The 19,348-nt window shown below is 55.9% G+C and carries 18 protein-coding genes; 7 read left to right on the plus strand and 11 right to left on the minus strand.

Annotated features, from left to right (window positions below):
- Positions 1–17: 17 nt before the first annotated feature.
- Both PSH57_RS18370 and PSH57_RS18375 read right to left on the minus strand, forming a co-directional pair.
- Entirely contained in the window at positions 18–968 is a 951-nt protein-coding gene (locus tag PSH57_RS18370; RefSeq protein WP_305384664.1) for a p-hydroxyphenylacetate 3-hydroxylase reductase component, read from the minus strand.
- Positions 969–1,045: 77 nt separating this feature from the next.
- Positions 1,046–2,215 (minus strand): p-hydroxyphenylacetate 3-hydroxylase oxygenase component, encoded by a 1,170-nt coding sequence (locus tag PSH57_RS18375; protein WP_056723282.1) that lies wholly within the window; start codon positions 2,213–2,215, stop codon positions 1,046–1,048.
- A gap of 600 nt (positions 2,216–2,815) precedes the next feature.
- Here PSH57_RS18375 and PSH57_RS18380 point away from each other — a divergent pair.
- A complete protein-coding gene (locus PSH57_RS18380; protein ID WP_305384666.1) occupies positions 2,816–3,439 on the plus strand; it encodes a TetR/AcrR family transcriptional regulator in 624 nt (207 codons plus the stop codon).
- A 122-nt stretch (positions 3,440–3,561) separates the two neighbouring features.
- On the opposite strand, the gene PSH57_RS18385 is transcribed toward PSH57_RS18380, so the two are convergent.
- The 7 genes from PSH57_RS18385 to PSH57_RS18415 form a co-directional block, all read right to left on the minus strand.
- Positions 3,562–4,860: an oxidoreductase gene (locus tag PSH57_RS18385; RefSeq protein WP_305390423.1), complete on the minus strand. Its 1,299-nt coding sequence runs from the start codon at positions 4,858–4,860 to the stop codon at positions 3,562–3,564.
- Between the two features lie 67 nt (positions 4,861–4,927).
- On the minus strand, positions 4,928–5,701 hold the full coding sequence (locus tag PSH57_RS18390; RefSeq protein WP_090454395.1) for an SDR family NAD(P)-dependent oxidoreductase: 774 nt from the start codon (positions 5,699–5,701) through the stop codon (positions 4,928–4,930).
- Positions 5,702–5,744: 43 nt separating this feature from the next.
- A complete protein-coding gene (locus tag PSH57_RS18395) occupies positions 5,745–6,917 on the minus strand; it encodes an MFS transporter (RefSeq protein WP_305415969.1) in 1,173 nt (390 codons plus the stop codon).
- Positions 6,914–7,258 carry a c-type cytochrome gene (locus tag PSH57_RS18400; protein ID WP_090454392.1) on the minus strand — a complete coding sequence of 115 codons (345 nt, stop codon included), beginning with the start codon at positions 7,256–7,258 and terminating at the stop codon, positions 6,914–6,916. Before PSH57_RS18400 ends, PSH57_RS18395 begins: the two co-directional genes overlap by 4 nt.
- The gene (locus tag PSH57_RS18405; RefSeq protein ID WP_305384671.1) at positions 7,255–8,931 is read right to left on the minus strand and encodes an FAD-binding oxidoreductase; all 1,677 of its coding nucleotides are present in this window, start codon (positions 8,929–8,931) and stop codon (positions 7,255–7,257) included. Before PSH57_RS18405 ends, PSH57_RS18400 begins: the two co-directional genes overlap by 4 nt.
- 3 nt (positions 8,932–8,934) lie before the next feature.
- Positions 8,935–9,390 (minus strand): hypothetical protein, encoded by a 456-nt coding sequence (locus tag PSH57_RS18410; RefSeq protein ID WP_305415972.1) that lies wholly within the window; start codon positions 9,388–9,390, stop codon positions 8,935–8,937.
- Between the two features lie 2 nt (positions 9,391–9,392).
- Complete coding sequence (locus PSH57_RS18415) at positions 9,393–9,635, minus strand: hypothetical protein (RefSeq protein ID WP_090454386.1); 243 nt, start codon at positions 9,633–9,635, stop codon at positions 9,393–9,395.
- 332 nt (positions 9,636–9,967) lie between these two features.
- On the opposite strand from PSH57_RS18415, the gene PSH57_RS18420 reads away from it, so the two are divergent.
- Complete coding sequence (locus tag PSH57_RS18420; RefSeq protein ID WP_056723297.1) at positions 9,968–10,561, plus strand: TetR/AcrR family transcriptional regulator; 594 nt, start codon at positions 9,968–9,970, stop codon at positions 10,559–10,561.
- A gap of 108 nt (positions 10,562–10,669) precedes the next feature.
- On the opposite strand, the gene PSH57_RS18425 is transcribed toward PSH57_RS18420, so the two are convergent.
- Complete coding sequence (locus PSH57_RS18425; RefSeq protein ID WP_095152412.1) at positions 10,670–11,782, minus strand: FAD-dependent oxidoreductase; 1,113 nt, start codon at positions 11,780–11,782, stop codon at positions 10,670–10,672.
- Positions 11,783–12,300: 518 nt separating this feature from the next.
- Between PSH57_RS18425 and PSH57_RS18430 the strand changes: the two genes are divergently transcribed.
- The 3 genes from PSH57_RS18430 to PSH57_RS18440 are packed head-to-tail and all read left to right on the plus strand — an operon-like array spanning position 12,301 to position 15,842.
- Positions 12,301–13,305, plus strand: a complete 1,005-nt coding sequence (locus PSH57_RS18430) for an ornithine cyclodeaminase family protein (protein ID WP_305415975.1) — start codon at positions 12,301–12,303, stop codon at positions 13,303–13,305.
- 46 nt (positions 13,306–13,351) lie between these two features.
- Positions 13,352–14,362: a dihydrodipicolinate synthase family protein gene (locus PSH57_RS18435; RefSeq protein WP_090454380.1), complete on the plus strand. Its 1,011-nt coding sequence runs from the start codon at positions 13,352–13,354 to the stop codon at positions 14,360–14,362.
- A gap of 28 nt (positions 14,363–14,390) precedes the next feature.
- Positions 14,391–15,842, plus strand: coding sequence for an NAD-dependent succinate-semialdehyde dehydrogenase (locus PSH57_RS18440; RefSeq protein ID WP_280523324.1), 1,452 nt, complete (start codon positions 14,391–14,393; stop codon positions 15,840–15,842).
- A gap of 235 nt (positions 15,843–16,077) precedes the next feature.
- Here PSH57_RS18440 and PSH57_RS18445 read toward each other — a convergent pair whose 3' ends face one another.
- A complete protein-coding gene (locus PSH57_RS18445; protein WP_305384679.1) occupies positions 16,078–16,992 on the minus strand; it encodes a LysR substrate-binding domain-containing protein in 915 nt (304 codons plus the stop codon).
- Between the two features lie 207 nt (positions 16,993–17,199).
- Between PSH57_RS18445 and PSH57_RS18450 the strand changes: the two genes are divergently transcribed.
- On the plus strand, positions 17,200–17,949 hold the full coding sequence (locus PSH57_RS18450) for an SDR family NAD(P)-dependent oxidoreductase (RefSeq protein ID WP_090455942.1): 750 nt from the start codon (positions 17,200–17,202) through the stop codon (positions 17,947–17,949).
- A 99-nt stretch (positions 17,950–18,048) separates the two neighbouring features.
- Complete coding sequence (locus PSH57_RS18455; RefSeq protein WP_090454375.1) at positions 18,049–19,347, plus strand: MFS transporter; 1,299 nt, start codon at positions 18,049–18,051, stop codon at positions 19,345–19,347.
- Position 19,348: the final 1 nt, after the last annotated feature.

Here is a 19,348-nt window from a genome sequence, read left to right on the forward strand (position 1 = left end):
TCGCTAACCAGAGCACGTCAGAGCCTGATAACCGCTTTCAACACAGTCTTGAAGGTTTCCAATTGGTCGTCGCTGAATTGACTGAAGACTTTTTCCTGCTGTTCTCGGGCTATTGTCCATAATCCTTCTGTTTCATCGATACCTTTAACGGTCAGACGCAAGCGCTTATCTTCTTCACAGACCAGCCCCTTACGAGTGAGATTGGCGACGGCCTCTTCGATTTCCCGCTCGGGCATCGCCACCTCCCGTTGCAGATCCGTGAGGCTCAACCCTGCATCGTTTTCCAGCACCATCAACATACGCGCCTCACTTGTCCGCAAACCTGTGGACAATTGCCGCGGCTGATAGCTTGCCTGATACGCGCGCAATGCTTGGGTCATGAGGTAGTACAAATTGTGGCTCAGCCTTCCTTGGAAGTGGCTGCTAGGCGGCTGACCTTCAGCACTTTTTGTCATGCGCGTGTGGGGCAACACCATGGAGTATGCGCCCTGGTGGTACAGCAACGGCGAACGACCAAAATCATCGAAAGCCACTACCTTACCGATCATGATCCAATGATCACCACCGTCCACCTGCTGATATTTTTCGCACTGAAAACGCGCGGAGCAATCAGCAAGAATGGGCGCCCTTCCGTGACCTGACTCGTATTCGATGCCAGCAAAACGATCGTCTTTCGGACGAGCGAAATTGTTCGACAAATCAATTTGATCTGCAGCAAGCACATTCACGGCAAAGTGGGTAGCGGCAGCAAATACATCATGACTGGTTGATCGCTTATCGATACTCCAGAGAATCAACGGCGGATCGAGCGACACCGAGTTGAAGCTATTGGCCGTCACCCCCACTTTTCGGCCATCGTGATCGGCGGCTGTCACCACTGTCACACCGGTGGCGAAGTTACCTAAGGCGCGGCGAAATGCACGCGAATCGAAGGCAGAAGAAGCTGCAATTTCATAAATATCGGACATGCAAGACTCCCGAGCACGCCCCCTGGGCGCGCTCTGATTATTTTTATGAGGGGCTTGTGGCTTGAGGGCGAACGGCCTTAGGCCATTGAGGGATCGGGCTCAAGACCCATCAGTTCGCGACCAAGTATCTGTGCACAAACGTCATAGTCGGTATAGGCGTGCGCCCCCGTAAGATGTGCGTCGCGGAAAAGGCGTTGCAACTCGTTGGTTTCAAACCAGGCGCCGCCGCCGGCCGCTTCCATCAGACGGTCCACAGCCTGGATGCACATTTTCGTGGCATAGCCTTGATTGGTACGCCAGAACGTGAGCGTGGTGCGGCTAGGGTACTCGTGGCGCTCGCTGTATTCGGCAATCTCTTCCCAGCTTTTTTCCAGCAAAGCTCGGGCAGCCGCAACTTGATGCGTGGATTCGGCCAGGCGCATCAATGCCGGGGTGGCTGCGCCGACAGCGGCACCGGTGTAGGCACGGACGCGGTTGCGGGTTTTCTCGCGAAAGACATCCAACATGCGCTCGGCAATACCCAGGCTGACAGTCGAAAAACCGCTGGCGAAATAAGGCCGATAAGGGGCGAAGAAAATCTTGCTGTCCGGATACAAACCAAAGCCCGCCGACTTGCCTTCGATCATGTCCTTGGCTTTCTGGATTCGGTGCTCGGGCACGAAAGCATTCTTGACGATCAGGGTTTTGCTACCGCTGCCACGCATACCAACGGCAAACCAGTCATCACGAATTTCGTAGTCACTGCTTGGCAGCACCGCAAAACAATAATCCCGAGTGCCTTCGGCATTCTCACGAAAGAACCCCATGATGGCCCATTCGGCATGATCACAGCCTGAACTCCATCCCATCTCACCACTGAAAGTGACGCCTCCCTCCACCTCCTCGGTGCGCCCAAAAGGCGCGATGCTGCTACTGGCAGTAGCATCGGGGTCATTTCCCCACATCTCATCCTGCAGCTTGCTGGAAAACATTGCGATTTGATGACTGTGAGTACATAGAAGGCTCATGGCCCAGGCCGTGCTGGCACAGGAACCGGCCAACAATGCGATGCAGTCGGCAAACTGAGGCAGAGAAATCTCCATGCCGCCGTACTTTTTCGGCTGCAACGCATGGTGCATACCAATACCTTTGAGCAAAGCGATATTTTCGGCGGGAACACAACGCGCGCGTTCGGCCTCGAAGGCATTAGCCGCGATAGTAGGCAGAACACCTTTCAGGTCTTCCAGCAGCGGGTTTGGAGTTTTCATGGGCGGTCTCTTTATTATTGGATAGTGGCGCTCCGCTTGGCAGACGCTTGCGAACAGCGCCAGAAGGCACCGTACGCTAAATGGCAAGCGGGTAAGCGCGTCAGCACCCGGTCAGTATGAGGTGCTGGGGCACTACGAAAAATGCACGTTACAAATAGAAGATTGCACTTTTCATAGAGTCTTTAAGCAACGAACAAAACGCGAAGAAGAATGGACCTGAAAGTGATATTCATCGCTGACTGTTTAAAGATGGCCGCTGCCCTTCCCTCCTGACTTGCCCCCCGCGCCGCCGACTTACCGACTACAGATCCGAGCGAAAAACCTCATACAAACGAAACGCAATGACTTGTAGAGCGTCGACCAAGCGAAGCAATTTTCACTGCAACAAAGCCTTCTGCTTGAGCACCCTAGACCGCGCTAAAAACAACAAAACAAGCTTATTACGAGCGAACATTTTCCTGCTGGATTGAGCACAGCCAAGGTAGAATTTTTCACGCACAGGCAATATACTAAACACTGCGTATACTAATTATTTCCTTGACGAGAGCCATCCTGGGCTTTTGTTTTTTAGAAACAACACCTGGGTAAGGGATCTTGAAAATGTCGACTAACAAACCTGTATCGACCACCAAATCGATAGTGGGTCGCCCACGAAGCGAAGCTACACGCCGTCAGATCCTGGATGCCACCATCAGGCTGTTGCAGGAAAAATCCATTCAAGCCATCTCAATCGAGGCGATAGCACGAGAAGCTGGCGTTAGTAAATCAACCATATACCGGTGGTGGGACTCCAAAGCGTTAGTCGTTATCGACGCGTTCATAGAGAACCAAATGTTGAAGACAGCCTTGCCACGAGAACTGGGTCCGAGAGAGGCAATTGCTCAGCACTTCCGCTCCCTCGTAGACCAATACTCTGGTTGGGCCGGTCGACTGGTCGCACAAATACTCGCGGAAGGTCAGTCAGATCCCTCTATTTTGAGAGATTTTCGAGAGCGGTTTCATTATGGAAGGCGCGCGATAATTCGAGAAACGCTAGAGGAATGGAGGGTGAGCGGCGAGATATCTCCCGATACGGATATCGAGATACTGATGGATTTGATTTACGGGGCCGTTTACATGCGACTCATGATTGGACACGCCCCACTTAACCAAGCGTTTGCCGAGTCGCACATAAACTTTGTGTACCACTTACTGGGTGTCAAGAGCACTGACCCCGAGGCCTAGTCGTTATTGATCAAGTTCAGTGCGCAGGCGTTGAGTTGATCGGATACCGACGTCGAGCCATTGGAAACGAACACCCCGCTCATCTCGCTATAAGACTGATCGAAGTGCTCGCCCCAATTGGGTCATTTCTTTTGCGTAGCGCGGACGAGTTTATCGGCAACGCCCATCAGCACATTGTTACCGGCTACCCAGACGCCCAGGTTCTGAACCGGACTGGAACGTTTGGCTTTCGGATCCTCGCGTCCCATCTCCGGGTTTTTATGACAGGCAACCGGCGCGTTGAGTATCAGCCTGCGTAAACAGGAATTGGCATGGTCGCACCACACGATCTCAGCCTCACGACCTTCGATTACCTTCACCGCATAATCAGGGTCGGCCAGCATCTGCCGTGCCAGCATGCTTGCATCGACATCGCCGTCCCAAATAGCCGCCGCCGCTTGCCGGGGATCTGGAGTACTGGAAAGGAACAGGAGCACCCCGCTACCCAGTGCCTTGCGGAAGGCCTGCGGCCCCCCGTGGTTCAGCATGTTGCCGGAAGTACTCGGCACATTGTCACGCATCGACTCGTAGTTGCCCTCGCTTAGCGAGATGAAGTCCAGGCCGACCTCGGCGATGTGCGCTGCGACCTCAGCGTAACCCTCCGGCCCCTGGCCGTCGGGCATATGGTCATTCACACTCATGCGCACCCCCACCGGATAATCCGGGCCGACTTCGGCGCGCACTGCTGCAACCACATCGCGCAAGGCTCTAGCGCGATTCGCAACCGAACCACCGTATTCATCGGTGCGTTGATTGGCCAGCGGGGACAAAAAGGACGAGTAGAAGTAGCACATGTGTGCGCCAATCTCGACACCATCGAAACCACTAGCCTTGGCCCGGCGTGCACCGGCGACGACGTTCGCCTCGATGTCCTTGATCTCCTGGATGCTGGCCTCGTGTGGCACTGGAGTTATTCGGCCACCGGGGATATAGAGATGGTTGGGCAAGCCGCCAGCCCCCAGGTTCACCGGCTTCGGGCTGGCCGCCAAAATCCACTGACCGTTGCGCGGCACGCCCATGCGGCCGAAGCTCGGAAACAGCTGCGCGAACACTGCCGCACCACATTCATGTACAGCATCGGACACACGCTTGAGGTCATCGACGAATGCGTCTTTGTCAAAGCGAAGGTTTGGCGAAAACGGCGACTCATTCCAGGCTCGTTCGCTGCATACCGATCCACCAACGATGACCAGGCCCACCCCGCCCTGCGCACGACGCTTGAGGAAAGCAATGGTCTGCTCACTTGGGCGGCCGTCCTCGGTCGGGCGAAGTACCGCCATCGGCCCAAGGATAATGCGGTTTTTAATCTGCAATCCATTGATCTGCAGCGGGCTTGCCAGCACCTTGGCTGCATTGCTTGTATTCATCGAAATGTTGGTCATGGTCAAAAACTACTCTTGCCTGTATAGGGTCGGCTTGCCGGGTTCAATCAACTGAATCCGAATCGACTTACATGATTGAGCTGGCGCCACCGTCCACGGGAATATTGATCCCGGTGACCCATTTAGACTCATCAGAGGTCAGGTAAAGGCCTGCCCAAGCGACAGCGATCGGCTCGCCCGGCTTACCCGTCAGGGTGCGCTCCACGATCGGGGCCACGGGTGCCTTGTCGCCAAACTCCCGATACATCGCCTGAACCGGCGGGGTGTTCATTACACCAGGGCTGACCGAGTTAACCCGTACACCAACAGCGATGCCTTCTGCGGCCAGTTGGCGCGTGAGGGCAAGGACCGCACCTTTCGCCGCGGCATGTGCAGCCTGCGGAAGCGCTCTCGCTCCCTGCATGCCAGCACCGGAGCCGATGTTGACAATGGCACCTTTGGACTTCACCAGATACGGCCAGGCAAGCTGGCAAGCACGCCAGACAAGATCGAGTTCATTCTGGATGGTGAAGACATAGTCGGCGTCGCTCTGCACCGCAAAAGGCGCAAAACGCGGCAGACTGGCATTATTGTAAAGTGCGTCAATGCGGCCATGCCGAGCGGCAGCACCATCGATCCAACGCGCTACATCGTCGCGGTCGCTGAGGTCAACAGGAGCAACCACGTCGATGGAATGACCATCGCTTTCTACCAGTTTCGCGGTTTCTGCGGCCGTCTGCGGATTGATGTCGCAGCCGACGACGATCGCACCTTCGCTAGCGAACAGCCGAGCTGTCTCGCGCCCCATTCCACTGCCAATGCCGGTCAGTAAAACGACCTTGTCCTGCAATCGCTTGCTCATACCAATCCTCTAGTAAGGGACTTCATACTGTTGTTGTTTTTCATCACGCCTTACGGGTACCAAGGCGAAAGCAGAGGGCGGACAAAAGCCCCAATACCAACGCCGCCCAGCCCAAGCTGCCATAGCCAACATGCAGGGCGAGCACGCCCCCCAGGAGTGGGCCAGTAGCCGAACCCGCCATGACCATCACCGGAGTGGCTGCGACCACGCGACCGGACGGATCCAGACGCGCAAGTACCCCGAATGCGAACACATGGGTGAATGTGACGACGGCGATGAGAACTGAGGTCGCTACGATGTAAACCCCGTAACCACTGAACTGGGTCACAGCAACTGCAGCAGTGGCTTGTATCAGAGGACCCGCAATAACTACGCCCGAGGCCGGCAAGCGGCGTTCAAGGAGACTGGAAAGGGCGACAGGAACGAGATTCACGAAGCCACTGATGACAAGCACTGTGGTGATCTGCGCCGCGCTGAATCCGTGCCAGCCTCCTACACGCTCGATGAATCCGAAGACCATCGAATGGCTCACCATCAATAGACTCACGCCAGCGATGCCGAACCATACTCGCGTAGGCAACTTGGCGAGCTTGGATTGATCGTGCTGGATCGCACGGGCTACCTTCGGAAAAGCCAGCAGTGCGGCGAGTGCGGCAGTAAACATGATGCCCGACATTGTGTAGAAGAATATGTTCGGGCCGTTCTTGCCCACTAGCGGAGGCAGCGTCGCCATCACCAGGATGGACAGCAGGCTCAGCGAGCTAAATGCCATTGCCGCTGTGCGGTGCGGATTAGCAGTGCTACCCATCGTCCCGTGAACGATCGACAGGCCGCAGCCGACCGCCAGACCTGCCACGACATGCGCCGAAGCCAAAAGGGTATAGCTACCACTTACGCTTGGCATGCTGGCGAAGGCCATACCCGCCACGGCATAAGCCGCCGACGCAATGCGCTTGCGGTTGAGTCGGGATAGTTTTGGTGCAATACACAGGCTGCTAAGCACGACCGACCCGAGGAACAGAGTCAGCAAGAACCCGGCACGCTGCGGATCAAGTGCCAGTTGCCCGATCAGGACGATTCCAACCCAGATCGGCAAAGTGGTGATATCCATCAGGCCAGCGCAATGCCCGATGACGAGCGCCGCGGTACCGTTGCGGGCTTCCTTCCGGTTACCAGCAGCCTTCGTCAGAGTGTCAGAAACAGAATGTGAGCTCATTGGTCTTTGGCCTTTAGGTAGTCGACAAGCAATTCAAGGTCGGCGTCGGTTATTTCGGTTTTACGGAATGCCGGCATGATCAGTACGCCCTTGCGAACGAAATGTTCGATGAAGGCCGGAGGCATATCAGTGCGCTCTTCCAATGCAGCCGGTAAGCTGCCGCCGTACTTGGCCGCCAGTGAAGCAGTGCCGGGCATGCGTGGTGATGCGGCGTGACAAATCCCGCACCACTGATCGAAAATCTGCTTGCCGCGATGGGCTGGTACTGCTTGCTTGGCCGGTTCGGAGGCGACTGCGAGACCTGCCAACATCATCAGCACGATGAGGCGATTCGTCTTCATTGGGCGCCCTTCCTCAAGTGCCTGGGCCAGATGCCGTAGCGGCCCGGCGAAAGAATCCCGTTGGGATCAATGGCGTCCTTGATGACCTCATTCAAGCGCAAGAGACTGTTGTTGTTATACGAATACAGGCCCATGGCCTGGTCCTGGAATTCCGGGTGGCAACGGTATTCGCCCCAGCCATGCTGTGCGCCGATATCGAGCAGAGTCCGATACGCCTTGATGGAGGCCTTGTTCATCGACGCATCATCGGTGATCGGGAACCCTACGATGAAAAGGAAAGCACGCTCGAAAAACGGCGCAGGCAATGCAAAAGGCCTGAGGTTCCAGATCGGTACATTCTGCAGCGCAGGCAGCGTCCGGTATGCCTCTTCGAAGACGCGATTGGCTTCGAGAATGCCTTGCGCAGTCTGTGGAATAACCGGAGAGAACCACATATGGCCGCGCATCGGATGCGGGTTGCCTCCTGCACGTGTTCCCATGCCGAAGAAATCCATATTCGGTACACCCACATCCTGAGGGTAAACCGTCCACTCAGCGGAAGCTTTGCGCGGATCGCTCTGAATCTGGCCAGCCTGAAAGCGAACACCCTTGATCGATTTTTCCGCCAGCTCCTGTACCGCCTCCCACTGGGCCTGGATCACCTTCGGTGGTCCGTAGAACTTCAGGTTAAGCACCCAGTAAGGAATGTTGTTGTCCAGCCCATACTTCTGCAGTTCAGCCGAGTAACCAACACTGGCTTTCGCAATCAGATCAGCATGCTGCTTCTGCAGCTGCGGCGGACCTTCGTAAAAGGCGTCTACAAGATGTTTCGTGTAATTGCTGATGCCCAGCAGTGGACTGCTCATTTCCGGCGCACCAGAGGCTAAGCCGGTGTTCTCGACGTACTTGAGCAATTCCACTACGGCGTGCAGATCGTCATAACGCGCGGCCATCACCATGCCGTGCATGAAGGCCTCGGGTGCCGGCATCAACCAGATGCCCATCTTGGTGACAACGCCGAAATTGGACTGGGAAAAAATGCCGTCCAGGATCGGCCCCATCCCCATCTTGAATTGTCCCCACGTCTGGGAACCGGGTAGCGCTCCCATTCCTGTGCGAACCATTTCCCCATTGGCCAGCACCACCTCCATGCCGCAGTGCGAATCGAAATGGTTGCGAAAGCGCGACAGCGTGTGACCTACACCATGGTCAAGCGCATTGCCAACCACACTGCCCCAGCCCGGGTCGGCGACATCCAACCACACTTTCAGGCCACGTTCCTGGATGTAGTTATACAGATCGAAATAGCTGACGCCGGGCTCCACGATTGCGTAGCCGTTGCTTTCGTTGACCTCAATGATGCGGTTCATCCGCTTCAGATCCAGCACAACACTGCCGCCATGATTGGGCGCTGAACCGCCGTAGCCGAGGTTTTTGCCGGTGGAAATCGTATAAAGCGGTATGCGGTGCTTATCGGCAATGCGCACGACCGCCTGCACCTCTTCAACCGAACCGGGCGCCACGGCAGCTGATGCGCTTCGATCCTCGGGCGTGTCGCGCAGCGGGGAATAAGAATCGCGGTAGGGAAACAGATCCTCGTCCTCAACGAAGACCCATTCTTTTCCGACTACACCAGCAAACGCCTGTAGTGCGACGGAAAAAACTTCGGGGGAAACATTCGGGGGTGTTCTCATAATTCACGCGATGATCCATGAAACCAAAGGATTGGGTTGGCTCGCCGGTACGTCGTACTGATGCAGCACAACCGTACGGCGCGACTGGCTGCGTGCTTGTTCTGCAAGGCAATGCCAAACCTCGCGCGTAGTGAGTCCGGCGACAGCGCCACCTTGATCACGCCAAAACGGTACGAGCGATTCCTGCCAAAGCCTCGTGAGTCCATTGGTGACTTCAAGCCGCGCACTATCTTTTTTGGCATGCTCAATGGCGAAAGCAAGGCTTTGCGGCAATCGGCGGTCCGTCACGACAAAGCGAACATCAAACTGATTGGAGTCGAATGGTTCTAGAATGATCTCTCGGGATGGCTTCGCGAGCACCGGTAGCGCCCCCAGCATGGCGAGCGTCGCGGCACTTGCGGTGGACACGAGAAACTGGCGCCGCCCAAATCTAAGATTGGAAATATTGGGGATCGACATGCTCACTCCCCGAAAATGTTGAGGAATGTAGCGGAGCTCTGAACTCCGATTAAGAGACTGGGATCGGCGTCGAGGATCGAGCCGGTGGTATAGCGCGTCGAAGCAGCGTTGATGGGGAAGTTTTGGAAATCAGCGGGCGCGAAGTGCTTGTCGCGTTCAGCCACCTGTTCACTGGTCGAGTGCCAGATACGGCCCACAATGGTATCGGTCGCAACATCGCCTTTCAGGCTCGAACCCTGATGCATGTTTGTCTCCTCCGCGCGTTCTTGTTGTTGTGCCCGTGACAGGCTTCATATGCGCGAAACAAACATATACGATCCGTACCGTTTTGTGCAAGCTAACTGTTTACTATTTCGTCAGCTGGCAGCCTTCATCTGCCTACGGAGTCAGCCCCCACGGGCCTCCCGCATTCGCCCGGCCAGACTCAAAGCGTTTTTTACATTGCTTCTTGAGTGGTCTGTTGGCTACGATCAGAAACGCCTCAGCTTGATTTCAGCAGGCAGCCGCCCACGCAGCAGAGTGAGCACATGCAGCATTACGCTCCTGTTAAAATTAGTCATTTATTAAGGAATACTTTATGCAGGAGAAGTCTTTAGGACGACCACGCAGCGAAGCTACTCGGCTGCAAATACTGAATTCGACCATAAAGTTGCTACACGAGAACTCTATTCAGGCCATCTCGATTGAGGCAATTGCAAAGGAAGCCGGGGTCAGCAAAGCAACGATCTACAGATGGTGGGACTCTAAAGCGCTGCTCGTGATTGACGCATTCATTGAAAACCATCTTCTCAAGACTCCACTGCCAATTGAACTCGGCCCAAAAAAGGCCATCGCTGCTCATTTCCGCACACTGGTAGAGCAGTTTTCTGGTTGGCCAGGCCGAATCCTTGCTCAAATCATAGCCGAGGGACAATCTGACCCTTCTGTATTACGAGCCTTTCGAGAGAGATTCCACTATGGACGACGCGCGATAGTTAAAGAAACACTTGAAGAATGGAAACGCAGCGGTGAGATCCCAAGCGATACCGATGTCGAGTCGCTTATGGACATAATCTACTCAGCAGTCTACATGCGCTTGTTGGTTGGCCACGCCCCATTAAACGAGGAATTTGCTAAGTCGCATATCGACTACATATACCACTTGCTGGGAGTAACGAACTCAGAAAACTGAACAGCACTGTTTGGCTGCTGATCGTTATAAAAGTATGAGTTGACTTAGTCCCCATTCACCCTGAGAGGTGAATCGGGACTCTTTGATAGATAACGTCAAACTGATGGTTTAGATAGGCTGCCCCAAATATTGATAGGTTTTCAGCAATAGAGCCGCCGACTTCTCTCTATTTTTCAGTGGATCTTCCTGCTCAAAGCGACAAAGTTGCAATGACGCGTCACAAATGATTTTGCATCGTTCAAATCGGCGCTCGCTATACATCGCCAACGCCTCGTTAACCGATTGGGTCTTGGATACGCAGTCTGCAAGCACCACGGCATCTTCGATGGCCATCCCACCTCCCGACGTCATATGCGGCGTTGGAGAATGTGCAGCATCGCCGATGAGCACTACGCGGCCACGGTACCAAGGTGCCGGCACCAGAGTGATATCCAGCGGACGGAAGATAACCTGCTTGGCATCGGTCACCTGGTCAAGAGCTTCCAATACAGCGGGCGCGGTATATTCGGCAAGGCGCTCGCGAATCATCGCGCTCGCTTGATCCTCTGGTACCCGCAGAGGCTCCACACTGTTCTCGAGATAAAACAGGTAGCAGGTGTCCTCCGATGTCGGGAATGAACCCACTGTTTTCCCTGACGGGCTGCGGTACAAACAGAACCCATCAATCTGAGCCGGACGCGGCGCATTGAAACGCCATACACTCTGACCTGCAAAATGCGGCCTGCACTCGGCACCGAAAACCTGATCGCGGAGCTTGGAGTAGGCGCCATCTGCAGCCACAACCAAGTCATAGGTAGCCTCGCGACCATCCGAGAATTTAACTTCGACGCAGTCCCCACGGTCGTCGAGATGTTCAATCGTCAACCCTTTATCCAGAACCGCCCCTGCCCCTAGCGCTGCCGATTCCAGGATTCGAGCAAGTTCTGGCCGACGGATGCCACAGCTGGGAGGTGCAGGATCCGAACGCAGGAGCTGACCAGAGGAATCAAACTGCCGAAACGCGTCGAATCGCATACCACTGTCAAGACAAGGCTCCGCCAATCCGATCATGTTCAATGCCCGGACCGTGTTGTGTAACAGGCAAATGCCCGACCCTGCCGAGGGAATCCCCGGTTTGATATCGATACAGTGGACGTCCACTCCTGCCCTGCGCAGTGCATAAGCTGCGGTGGCACCGCCGATTCCGCTGCCTACAATCAAAACGCGTTTAACTTGACTCATTCTTGTCTCCTCTCCGCTTCTTTGGCGGGTGGTAACTGTTATTCAATGACACAGCTTGTTTGGCAGATTGGTGAATCGAAGTACGCCTCGGCTAGAGACATCCGCGACCGAACAAAGCCCTCGTTGTAGTCTTCTGCGGTGAGCCGAAGGCGTCGTGCAGATCACACGCTCAGTCGAATACACGCACCTGTAACGCGGTCGCCGAATCCATCCGTTGGTTAGCACCCTCCAGCTCCTCAATCACCCACCCTCCCAGCGTCATAGCGCTCCTCAGGCATCAGGGTTGCTGAACTCATATCAAATCTATACGTTCCGTTTTGATTTCGCAACCATCTCAAATCGAACCGAGATTCAGGCCTAAAAGCCATTGACAATAGCGTTACAAGCCAACAATACTTTGTATACGCATCGTTTTGTTTATGTTGTTTGAGTTAAGTTCACAACCCTACTCGGAGCGCGCCTCACCAGGCCGGCTCGCGTTTTACTTCAACTTTCTCTGCCTTTCCGGAGCTCGTCGTATGACCGTAAATTCCCAGTCTCCCGTGTTCGTTTCAAGCGCTGCCGCGCAGGAAGTTTTCCGTTGGAAAGATGCGATCGCCGCGCTTCAGGCCGCTTACGGGCAACACTTGCCAGCTAGGGCTACTCCACCCCGAACCGTTGCAAGTCTTGAGAAAACCTGGCTACGCACCTTGCCGGCTATTCCAGCAGGAGGACGTTACTTCGGTGCCAAGCTGATGGGCTCGAACATGGGGGATGCGCCACCGGGAATCGAGTACGTCATTGTCCTCTTCGACCGGACGACCAATCGCATTGCTGCTTTCATTGACGCAAATCTGGTGACTGGATTCCGGACTGCAGCTACGTCGGCAGCAGCCCTTGACCGCCTCGCTCCACAGAAACCTGCTCGTCTTGCCGTCATAGGAAGTGGGTTGGAAGCTTCGATGCACATCCGTGCTTTCGCCAGCGTCCGCGAACTAACTGAAATTGTCGTCTTCAGTCCGACTCCCGAACGTCGCGAAGCATTTGCCGCAGCTGCGACACGAGATCTCGGTGTGCCCGCCCGGGGTGTTGGCTCAGCACAAGAGGCCGTGGAAGGCGCCGACATTGTGCTCACCGCCGCACGCTCGCGTGATGAAAAGCCGATTCTGTTTGGCGATTGGTTGAAGTCGGGGGCCACAGTCGTTTCGATCGGCTCGACCATCCCGGAGCAGCGTGAAATAGACATTTCCGTCGTAGAGCGCAGTGACTTGATCATCTGCGACACCCTGGAAGAAGTGCTGGAAGAAACAGGAGACATGCTTGCTGCCCATACCGCCGGGATCGAATTTCGACACAAAGCCTTCAGCCTGTCTGACCTGATGAGTGGTGCCTGCAGTGAGCAGTTGAAGCAAGCCAAGGCCCCGATGTTCAAGTCAGTCGGCGGTGGTCTTCAAGACATTGTGGTAGCGGAACTCATATTGACCAAGGCACTTGAAGCAGGGCTCGCAACACCACTGCCAATCGATTTTGAAACAAAGCGCTGAGCGAACAGCAACGACTATCACCAACCCTGACTAACAGGAGCCTTACATGGCCAATTACAATAAGAAGGACGCTCGAGACTGGGCACGCGAAAAACTCGTTGGGGTCGCCAACGTTACGATTCCAACAATGACCTCCGACTTCAAACGCATCAATGAGAAAGCCATTCGCCACGACGTAGAACTAGCAATCAAGCACGGCTTCGTCGGTTCGCTGTCCTGCTCGGAGGTAGCCATCACCCAAGAGCAGTACGGTGAGTTCTGTCAAATCATGGCCGATCAAGCAGCCGGCCGTCTCGTGATCGTTCACCACGCGGTGTTCAACACGCTGGAAGATAACATTGAGGCCGTGAAGCGAGCCGAAGCTGCCGGCGCCGACCTTGTACTGCTTGGCTATCCTCCGTTCTTCTATCCGAAGTCCTATGACGAAGTATTCGAGTACACCAAGGCGATCTGCGACGCGACGAACCTGGGCGTAATCATCTTCCCGCTGCCCGCCTGGGGTTTCAGCCGCTTGCACCCTGCCGATATTCCGCTGGCGGTGCTACGTCGCATGGTCGACGAGATCCCCAACGTCGTTGCAATCAAAGCCGAAGGCGGACTGCCTTACATCATGTCGGCGATCGAAGTTCACCGCGAATTCCATGAAGAAGTCGTTATCTCATCTCCGCTTGAATATGAGTACGTGCCTTTGGCACAAGTGATGGACATCCCATTCTGCGGAACCAACTACTCCTCTTACTACGGCCCATTGCTACCACAGATCCACAAGTTGATCCGTGCGGGCAACTACGATGAGGCAACTCAGCTCTGGTACAAAATGGATCCGGCACGTAAAGCGTTTGCAAGCCTGCCAATGGCGGCAAACGGGCTTCTCAATCGCATGATGTGGAAATACCAAGGCTGGTTGCAGGGTTACAACGGTGGTCCTATGCCGCACCCGACCCAACGCGTGTACCAGCGCGACATGGCCGTGCTACGTAAAGGGCTGGAAGCTGCTGGATTGAACCCGACCACCGACCTCGATGAAGCCTTCTTCATCGGTCGTAACTCCATTTGAGGTCTGCCCGATGAATAGCACCGCAACCTTGAATCTGAAAGACCCCGACCTGCTGCGTCAGGCAATGTTGATCGACGGCGAATGGGTCCAGGCAGACAGTGGTCAGACAATCGAGATCCGCAATCCAGCCACTGGTGAATTGGTAGCGCGCGTACCAAACGGTGGAGAGACCGAGACTCGCCGCGCAATCGCAGCGGCCGAACGCGCCATGCAGGGATGGCGCAAGACGCTGCCAAAGGAGCGTGCAAAGGTCCTGCGCAAGCTCTATGAGCTAATGCTTGAAAACATCGAGGACCTGGCGGTCATCCTGACGGCCGAACAGGGTAAGCCCTTGGTGGAATCCCGTGGCGAAATCCTTTACGCCGCAAGCTTCATCGAATGGTTCGGGGAAGAGGCGAAGCGCGTGAATGGCGACATCATTCCGCAGAATGTGGACGGTCGGCGCATTCTCGTGCAGAAAGCCCCTATCGGTGTTTTTGCAGCCATCACACCGTGGAACTTCCCCTCCGCGATGATTACACGCAAAGCCGGTCCGGGCTGGGCGGTTGGTTGCGCTGGAGTTATCAAGCCGGCCAGTCAGACCCCCCTTTCGGCACTAGCTTTGGCCGTACTCGCCGAGCGCGCCGGTCTGCCGCCTGGTGTGTGTAACGTCGTCACGGGCTCGGCCCGCGCAATTGGCGGGGAGCTCACCGCAAACCCGGTCGTTCGCAAGTTGTCCTTCACAGGTTCGACCGAAGTTGGATCCCTGCTGCTGGCCCAGTGCGCTCCGACCATCAAAAAGGCGAGTATGGAACTGGGCGGCAACGCGCCGTTCATCGTCTTTGACGATGCTGATATCGATGCCGCAGTGAAAGGTGCAATTGCCGCCAAGTACCGCAACACAGGTCAAGCCTGCGTTGCCGCCAACCGCATGCTCGTTCAATCGGGTGTTTACGATCAGTTTGCGAAGAAGCTCGCGGATGCAGCCGCTGCGCTCAGGGTCGGTAATGGCATGGATGACGGTGTGGTACTGGGTCCGCTCATCAATGGGGATGCAGTGCAAAAGGTCGAAGAGCACATTGCCGATGCGGTGGAAAAAGGTGCACGCATTGCTACCGGAGGCAAACGTCACCCCTTGGGCGGTAGTTACTTCGAGCCAACAGTGCTCACCGATGTGTCACGCGATGCACTGATATTCAATGATGAGACCTTCGGCCCTGTCGCTCCCCTCTTCCGTTTTGAGACTGAGGACGAGGCAATTGCGATGGCCAACGACACACCTTTTGGCTTGGCAGCCTATGTGTACGCACGTGACGTCGGTCTGATCTTCCGTGTCGTCGACAATCTTGAGTTTGGCATGGTGGGCGTCAACGAGGGGATGATCTCCACAGAAGTTGCACCCTTTGGCGGCGTGAAGAGCTCCGGACTTGGCCGGGAAGGCTCAAAATACGGGATCGACGACTACCTGGAAATCAAGTACGTCGCACTGGGCGGCTTGTAAGCCGGCGATAGTAGGTGAGGAGGTGTATGTCTATAAAACATGCGCCCTCACCTACACGCATTCATCACGGCGCTGTAAATTTTGCTCAATGGCCTCACTGATAAGACGTATCAGTGGGGCTCCAAACCCTCGTCTCGCTCTACGAGATCGACACAAGTTACGCATCTGATACCACGGCCAAAAGCAGACACTCGCTAGGCAATCTGATGAGATGCGGCGTGTAATGACATCCAGTTCAATAATTGAAGTCATGCCCCAACTCCGCCTGCATCCACTCCAGAAATCTTCTGACCCTTGGGAAGTTGGAATGCGCTTTCGGGAAAACCAGGTGGTGTGCAGTGATTGTCGCACTCAACTGCGGCACTACCTCGACCAACGTTCCACGCGCTAGATAGTCCTGCGCAAGCAGTGTGCTTTCCAGGGCAAATCCAAGTCCGTGGCTGGCTGCCTCCAGCGTCATATAGGAACGGTCAAAACTCAGTGTGTAAGGCTTTTCAGGGCGCGATAGACCATGTTGTGCAAACAACTGTGGCCACTTGATGAGCGTCGCCTCCGACAGAATCAGGTTGCAGTCCAGCAAATCCGCAACGGCACTAATGGGTCGTTTTTCCAGGAGTTTGGGAGACGCCATGACCGCGATTTTTTCATTGCGCACCGTGCGCACTTCGAAACTGGGCCAGTTGGGCATTCCGTGGCGGATGTCCACGTCGATCTTGTCCCGGCTGAAGTGCAGTGACTCATAGGAGCACGAAAGGTTGAGCTGGATGTCAGGATGACTCTGGCGGAATTGCTCCAGGCGCGGCATCAGCCACAGCAGTCCGAAACTGGGCGATGAGTGCAAGCGCAGGCAATCGAGGCTGAAGTCACTGGTCGCGCGCTCGGTCGCCACGGCAAGGCTGTGCAGGATGCCGGACACCTCGGTCAGATACTGCTCGCCCACCGGCGTCAGGGTCACACCTCTGGCGGTTCGGAAAAACAGCTGTCGCCCGATCATCGCTTCAAGCTTGGCCAATTGGTGGCTGACCGCCGAAGGCGTTAAATCCAGCAATTCGGCAGCGCGGGCGACATTGCCAAAGCGCGCTGTCTGTTCAAAGGCCTGAATGGCTTTCAGGGGTGGCAGTGTCGGGGGTACTTCGCCGGTTGAACGCATGGTGATGGTTTTTCCGCTGTAAATAGCCTGAGCCGGGCATCGAGCCATTCAACCATCCAACTGCACAAATGACGAGTGCTGAATTTTTTTCAGCACCCAGTGAAGTTCGCGTTATTGCTCAGGAACGGAGTGGAGCACAAGCTGAGTCATCGATTCGCTGCGGATCGACCCAATAGCACTCTCCAATAAGAACAATGAGGTACTCCCATGCTTCTCCAAGGCAAAGTCGCGATCATCACCGGTGCAGCCTCCGCACGTGGCATTGGCCGCGCGACAGCGACCACCTTCGCGCAACAGGGCGCTCACGTCGTGATCCTTGACCTGGATGAATCCGCTGCCCGTGATGCCGCTGCTTCCTTGGGCGAAGGTCATCTCGGCCTTGCGGCCAACGTTGCTGACGAATCGCAGGTTCAGCAGGCCGTTGCCAAAATCATCGAACACTTCGGCCGCATCGACGTTCTCGTCAACAATGCCGGCATTACTCAGCCACTCAAGACTCTGGACATCCGCCCTTCAGACTACGACAAGGTGCTGGACGTCAGTCTGCGCGGCACCCTGCTGATGTCGCAGGCCGTGATTCCACACATGCGCCAACAATCTTCCGGCAGCATTGTGTGCATGTCTTCCGTTTCTGCTCAGCGGGGCGGCGGCATCTTTGGAGGCCCTCATTACAGTGCGGCCAAAGCCGGTGTACTGGGTCTGGGCAAAGCCATGGCACGCGAACTGGGGCCGGACAACATTCGCGTCAACTCCATCGCCCCCGGTTTGATTCACACCGACATCACCGGTGGCCTGATGCAGGACGATCGCCGCCACGCGATCATCGACGGCATTCCCCTGGGCCGACTCGGTGCAGCACAGGATGTCGCCAACGCCGCCCTGTTTCTGGCCAGCGACCTATCCTCTTACCTCACAGGCATCACTCTAGATGTGAACGGCGGCATGCTGATTCATTGAGTACACCTGGGCGGGCCTGCGGGCCCGTGCGGTTCTGGATCGATGACGCAGCTGGGCCTCGTGGCCTGGCGGTCAATAAAAACAAGAGATCAGACCATCATGACTACCCTGTCGCTCGAAGCGGTTTCGACCGTGCGTTCCAACGCCTACCGGAAAACGGCCTGGCGCTTGATGCCCTTCCTGATGCTGTGCTACCTGTGCGCTTACCTTGATCGCGTCAACGTCGGCTTTGCCAAGCTGCAAATGATGAACGATCTGGCGCTTAGCGAAACGGTCTACGGGCTTGGCGCCGGCATGTTCTTCATCGGCTATTTCCTCTGTGAAGTGCCTAGCAACATCATCTTGCACAAGGTCGGGGCGCGGGTCTGGATCGCGCGCATCATGATCACCTGGGGCATCGTTTCCGCTCTGTTCGCCTTCGTCGAAACCGCCTGGCAGTTCTACGCCCTTCGCTTTCTTTTAGGCATTGCCGAAGCCGGTCTCGCGCCTGGCCTGTTGCTCTACCTGACCTACTGGTTTCCATCCTATCGTCGCGCACGCATGACCGTGTTGTGGTTCATCGCCATTCCTCTGTCGGGGATGGTGGGCGGCCCCCTCTCCGGCTGGATCATGAATCACTTCGCCGGCATGCATGGCTGGGCAGGCTGGCAATGGATGTTCGTGTTGGAGGCTGTACCCACGGTCGTTGTCGGTCTTCTGGTACTGAGCTACCTCAAAGACGGAGTGCATCAGGCCACCTGGCTCAATGACGAAGAAAAAGCCCTGATCACTCGGGAGTTGGCTGAAGACGATCAGCAGAAAGTCACCCATGCCTCAGTCGGTGAATTCATTCGCGATCGTCGTCTGTGGTTGCTGGCTGCCATCTACTTCTGTGTGGTGATGGGACAGTACGCAATCACCTTCTGGCTGCCCACTCTGGTACGCAATTCAGGCGTTTCCGATCCACTACACATCGGCTTTCTGACCAGCCTGCCTTACCTCTGCGCCATTGCCGCCATGCTGCTGGTTGGACGCAGTGGTGACAAGCATCGCGAGCGCCGCTGGCACCTCATCGTACCGATGATTGCTGGCGCTATCGGCCTTAGCCTAGCGGCGCTAATGGGGGGAAATCCAACCCTGTCGATCCTCAGTCTTTGCCTGGCCGCATCCGGCATTTTGTCTGCGACCTCATTGTTCTGGATGTTACCGACCACGCTGCTTGGGGGCGTTTCTGCCGCCGCCGGCATCGCAGCGGTCAACAGCTTCGCCAACCTCGCAGGGTTCTGCTCGCCTTATCTGATCGGCTGGATCACCACAATCACCGGCTCAAGCGCCATCGGCATGTACCTGATCACTGGTGTGCTGTTCGCGGGGGCCGCTCTGGTACTGCGCATCCCCGCCGCCTTGGTCAATCGTTGAG

It is taken from the genome of Pseudomonas hefeiensis (assembly GCF_030687835.1).
Lineage (GTDB): Bacteria > Pseudomonadota > Gammaproteobacteria > Pseudomonadales > Pseudomonadaceae > Aquipseudomonas > Aquipseudomonas hefeiensis.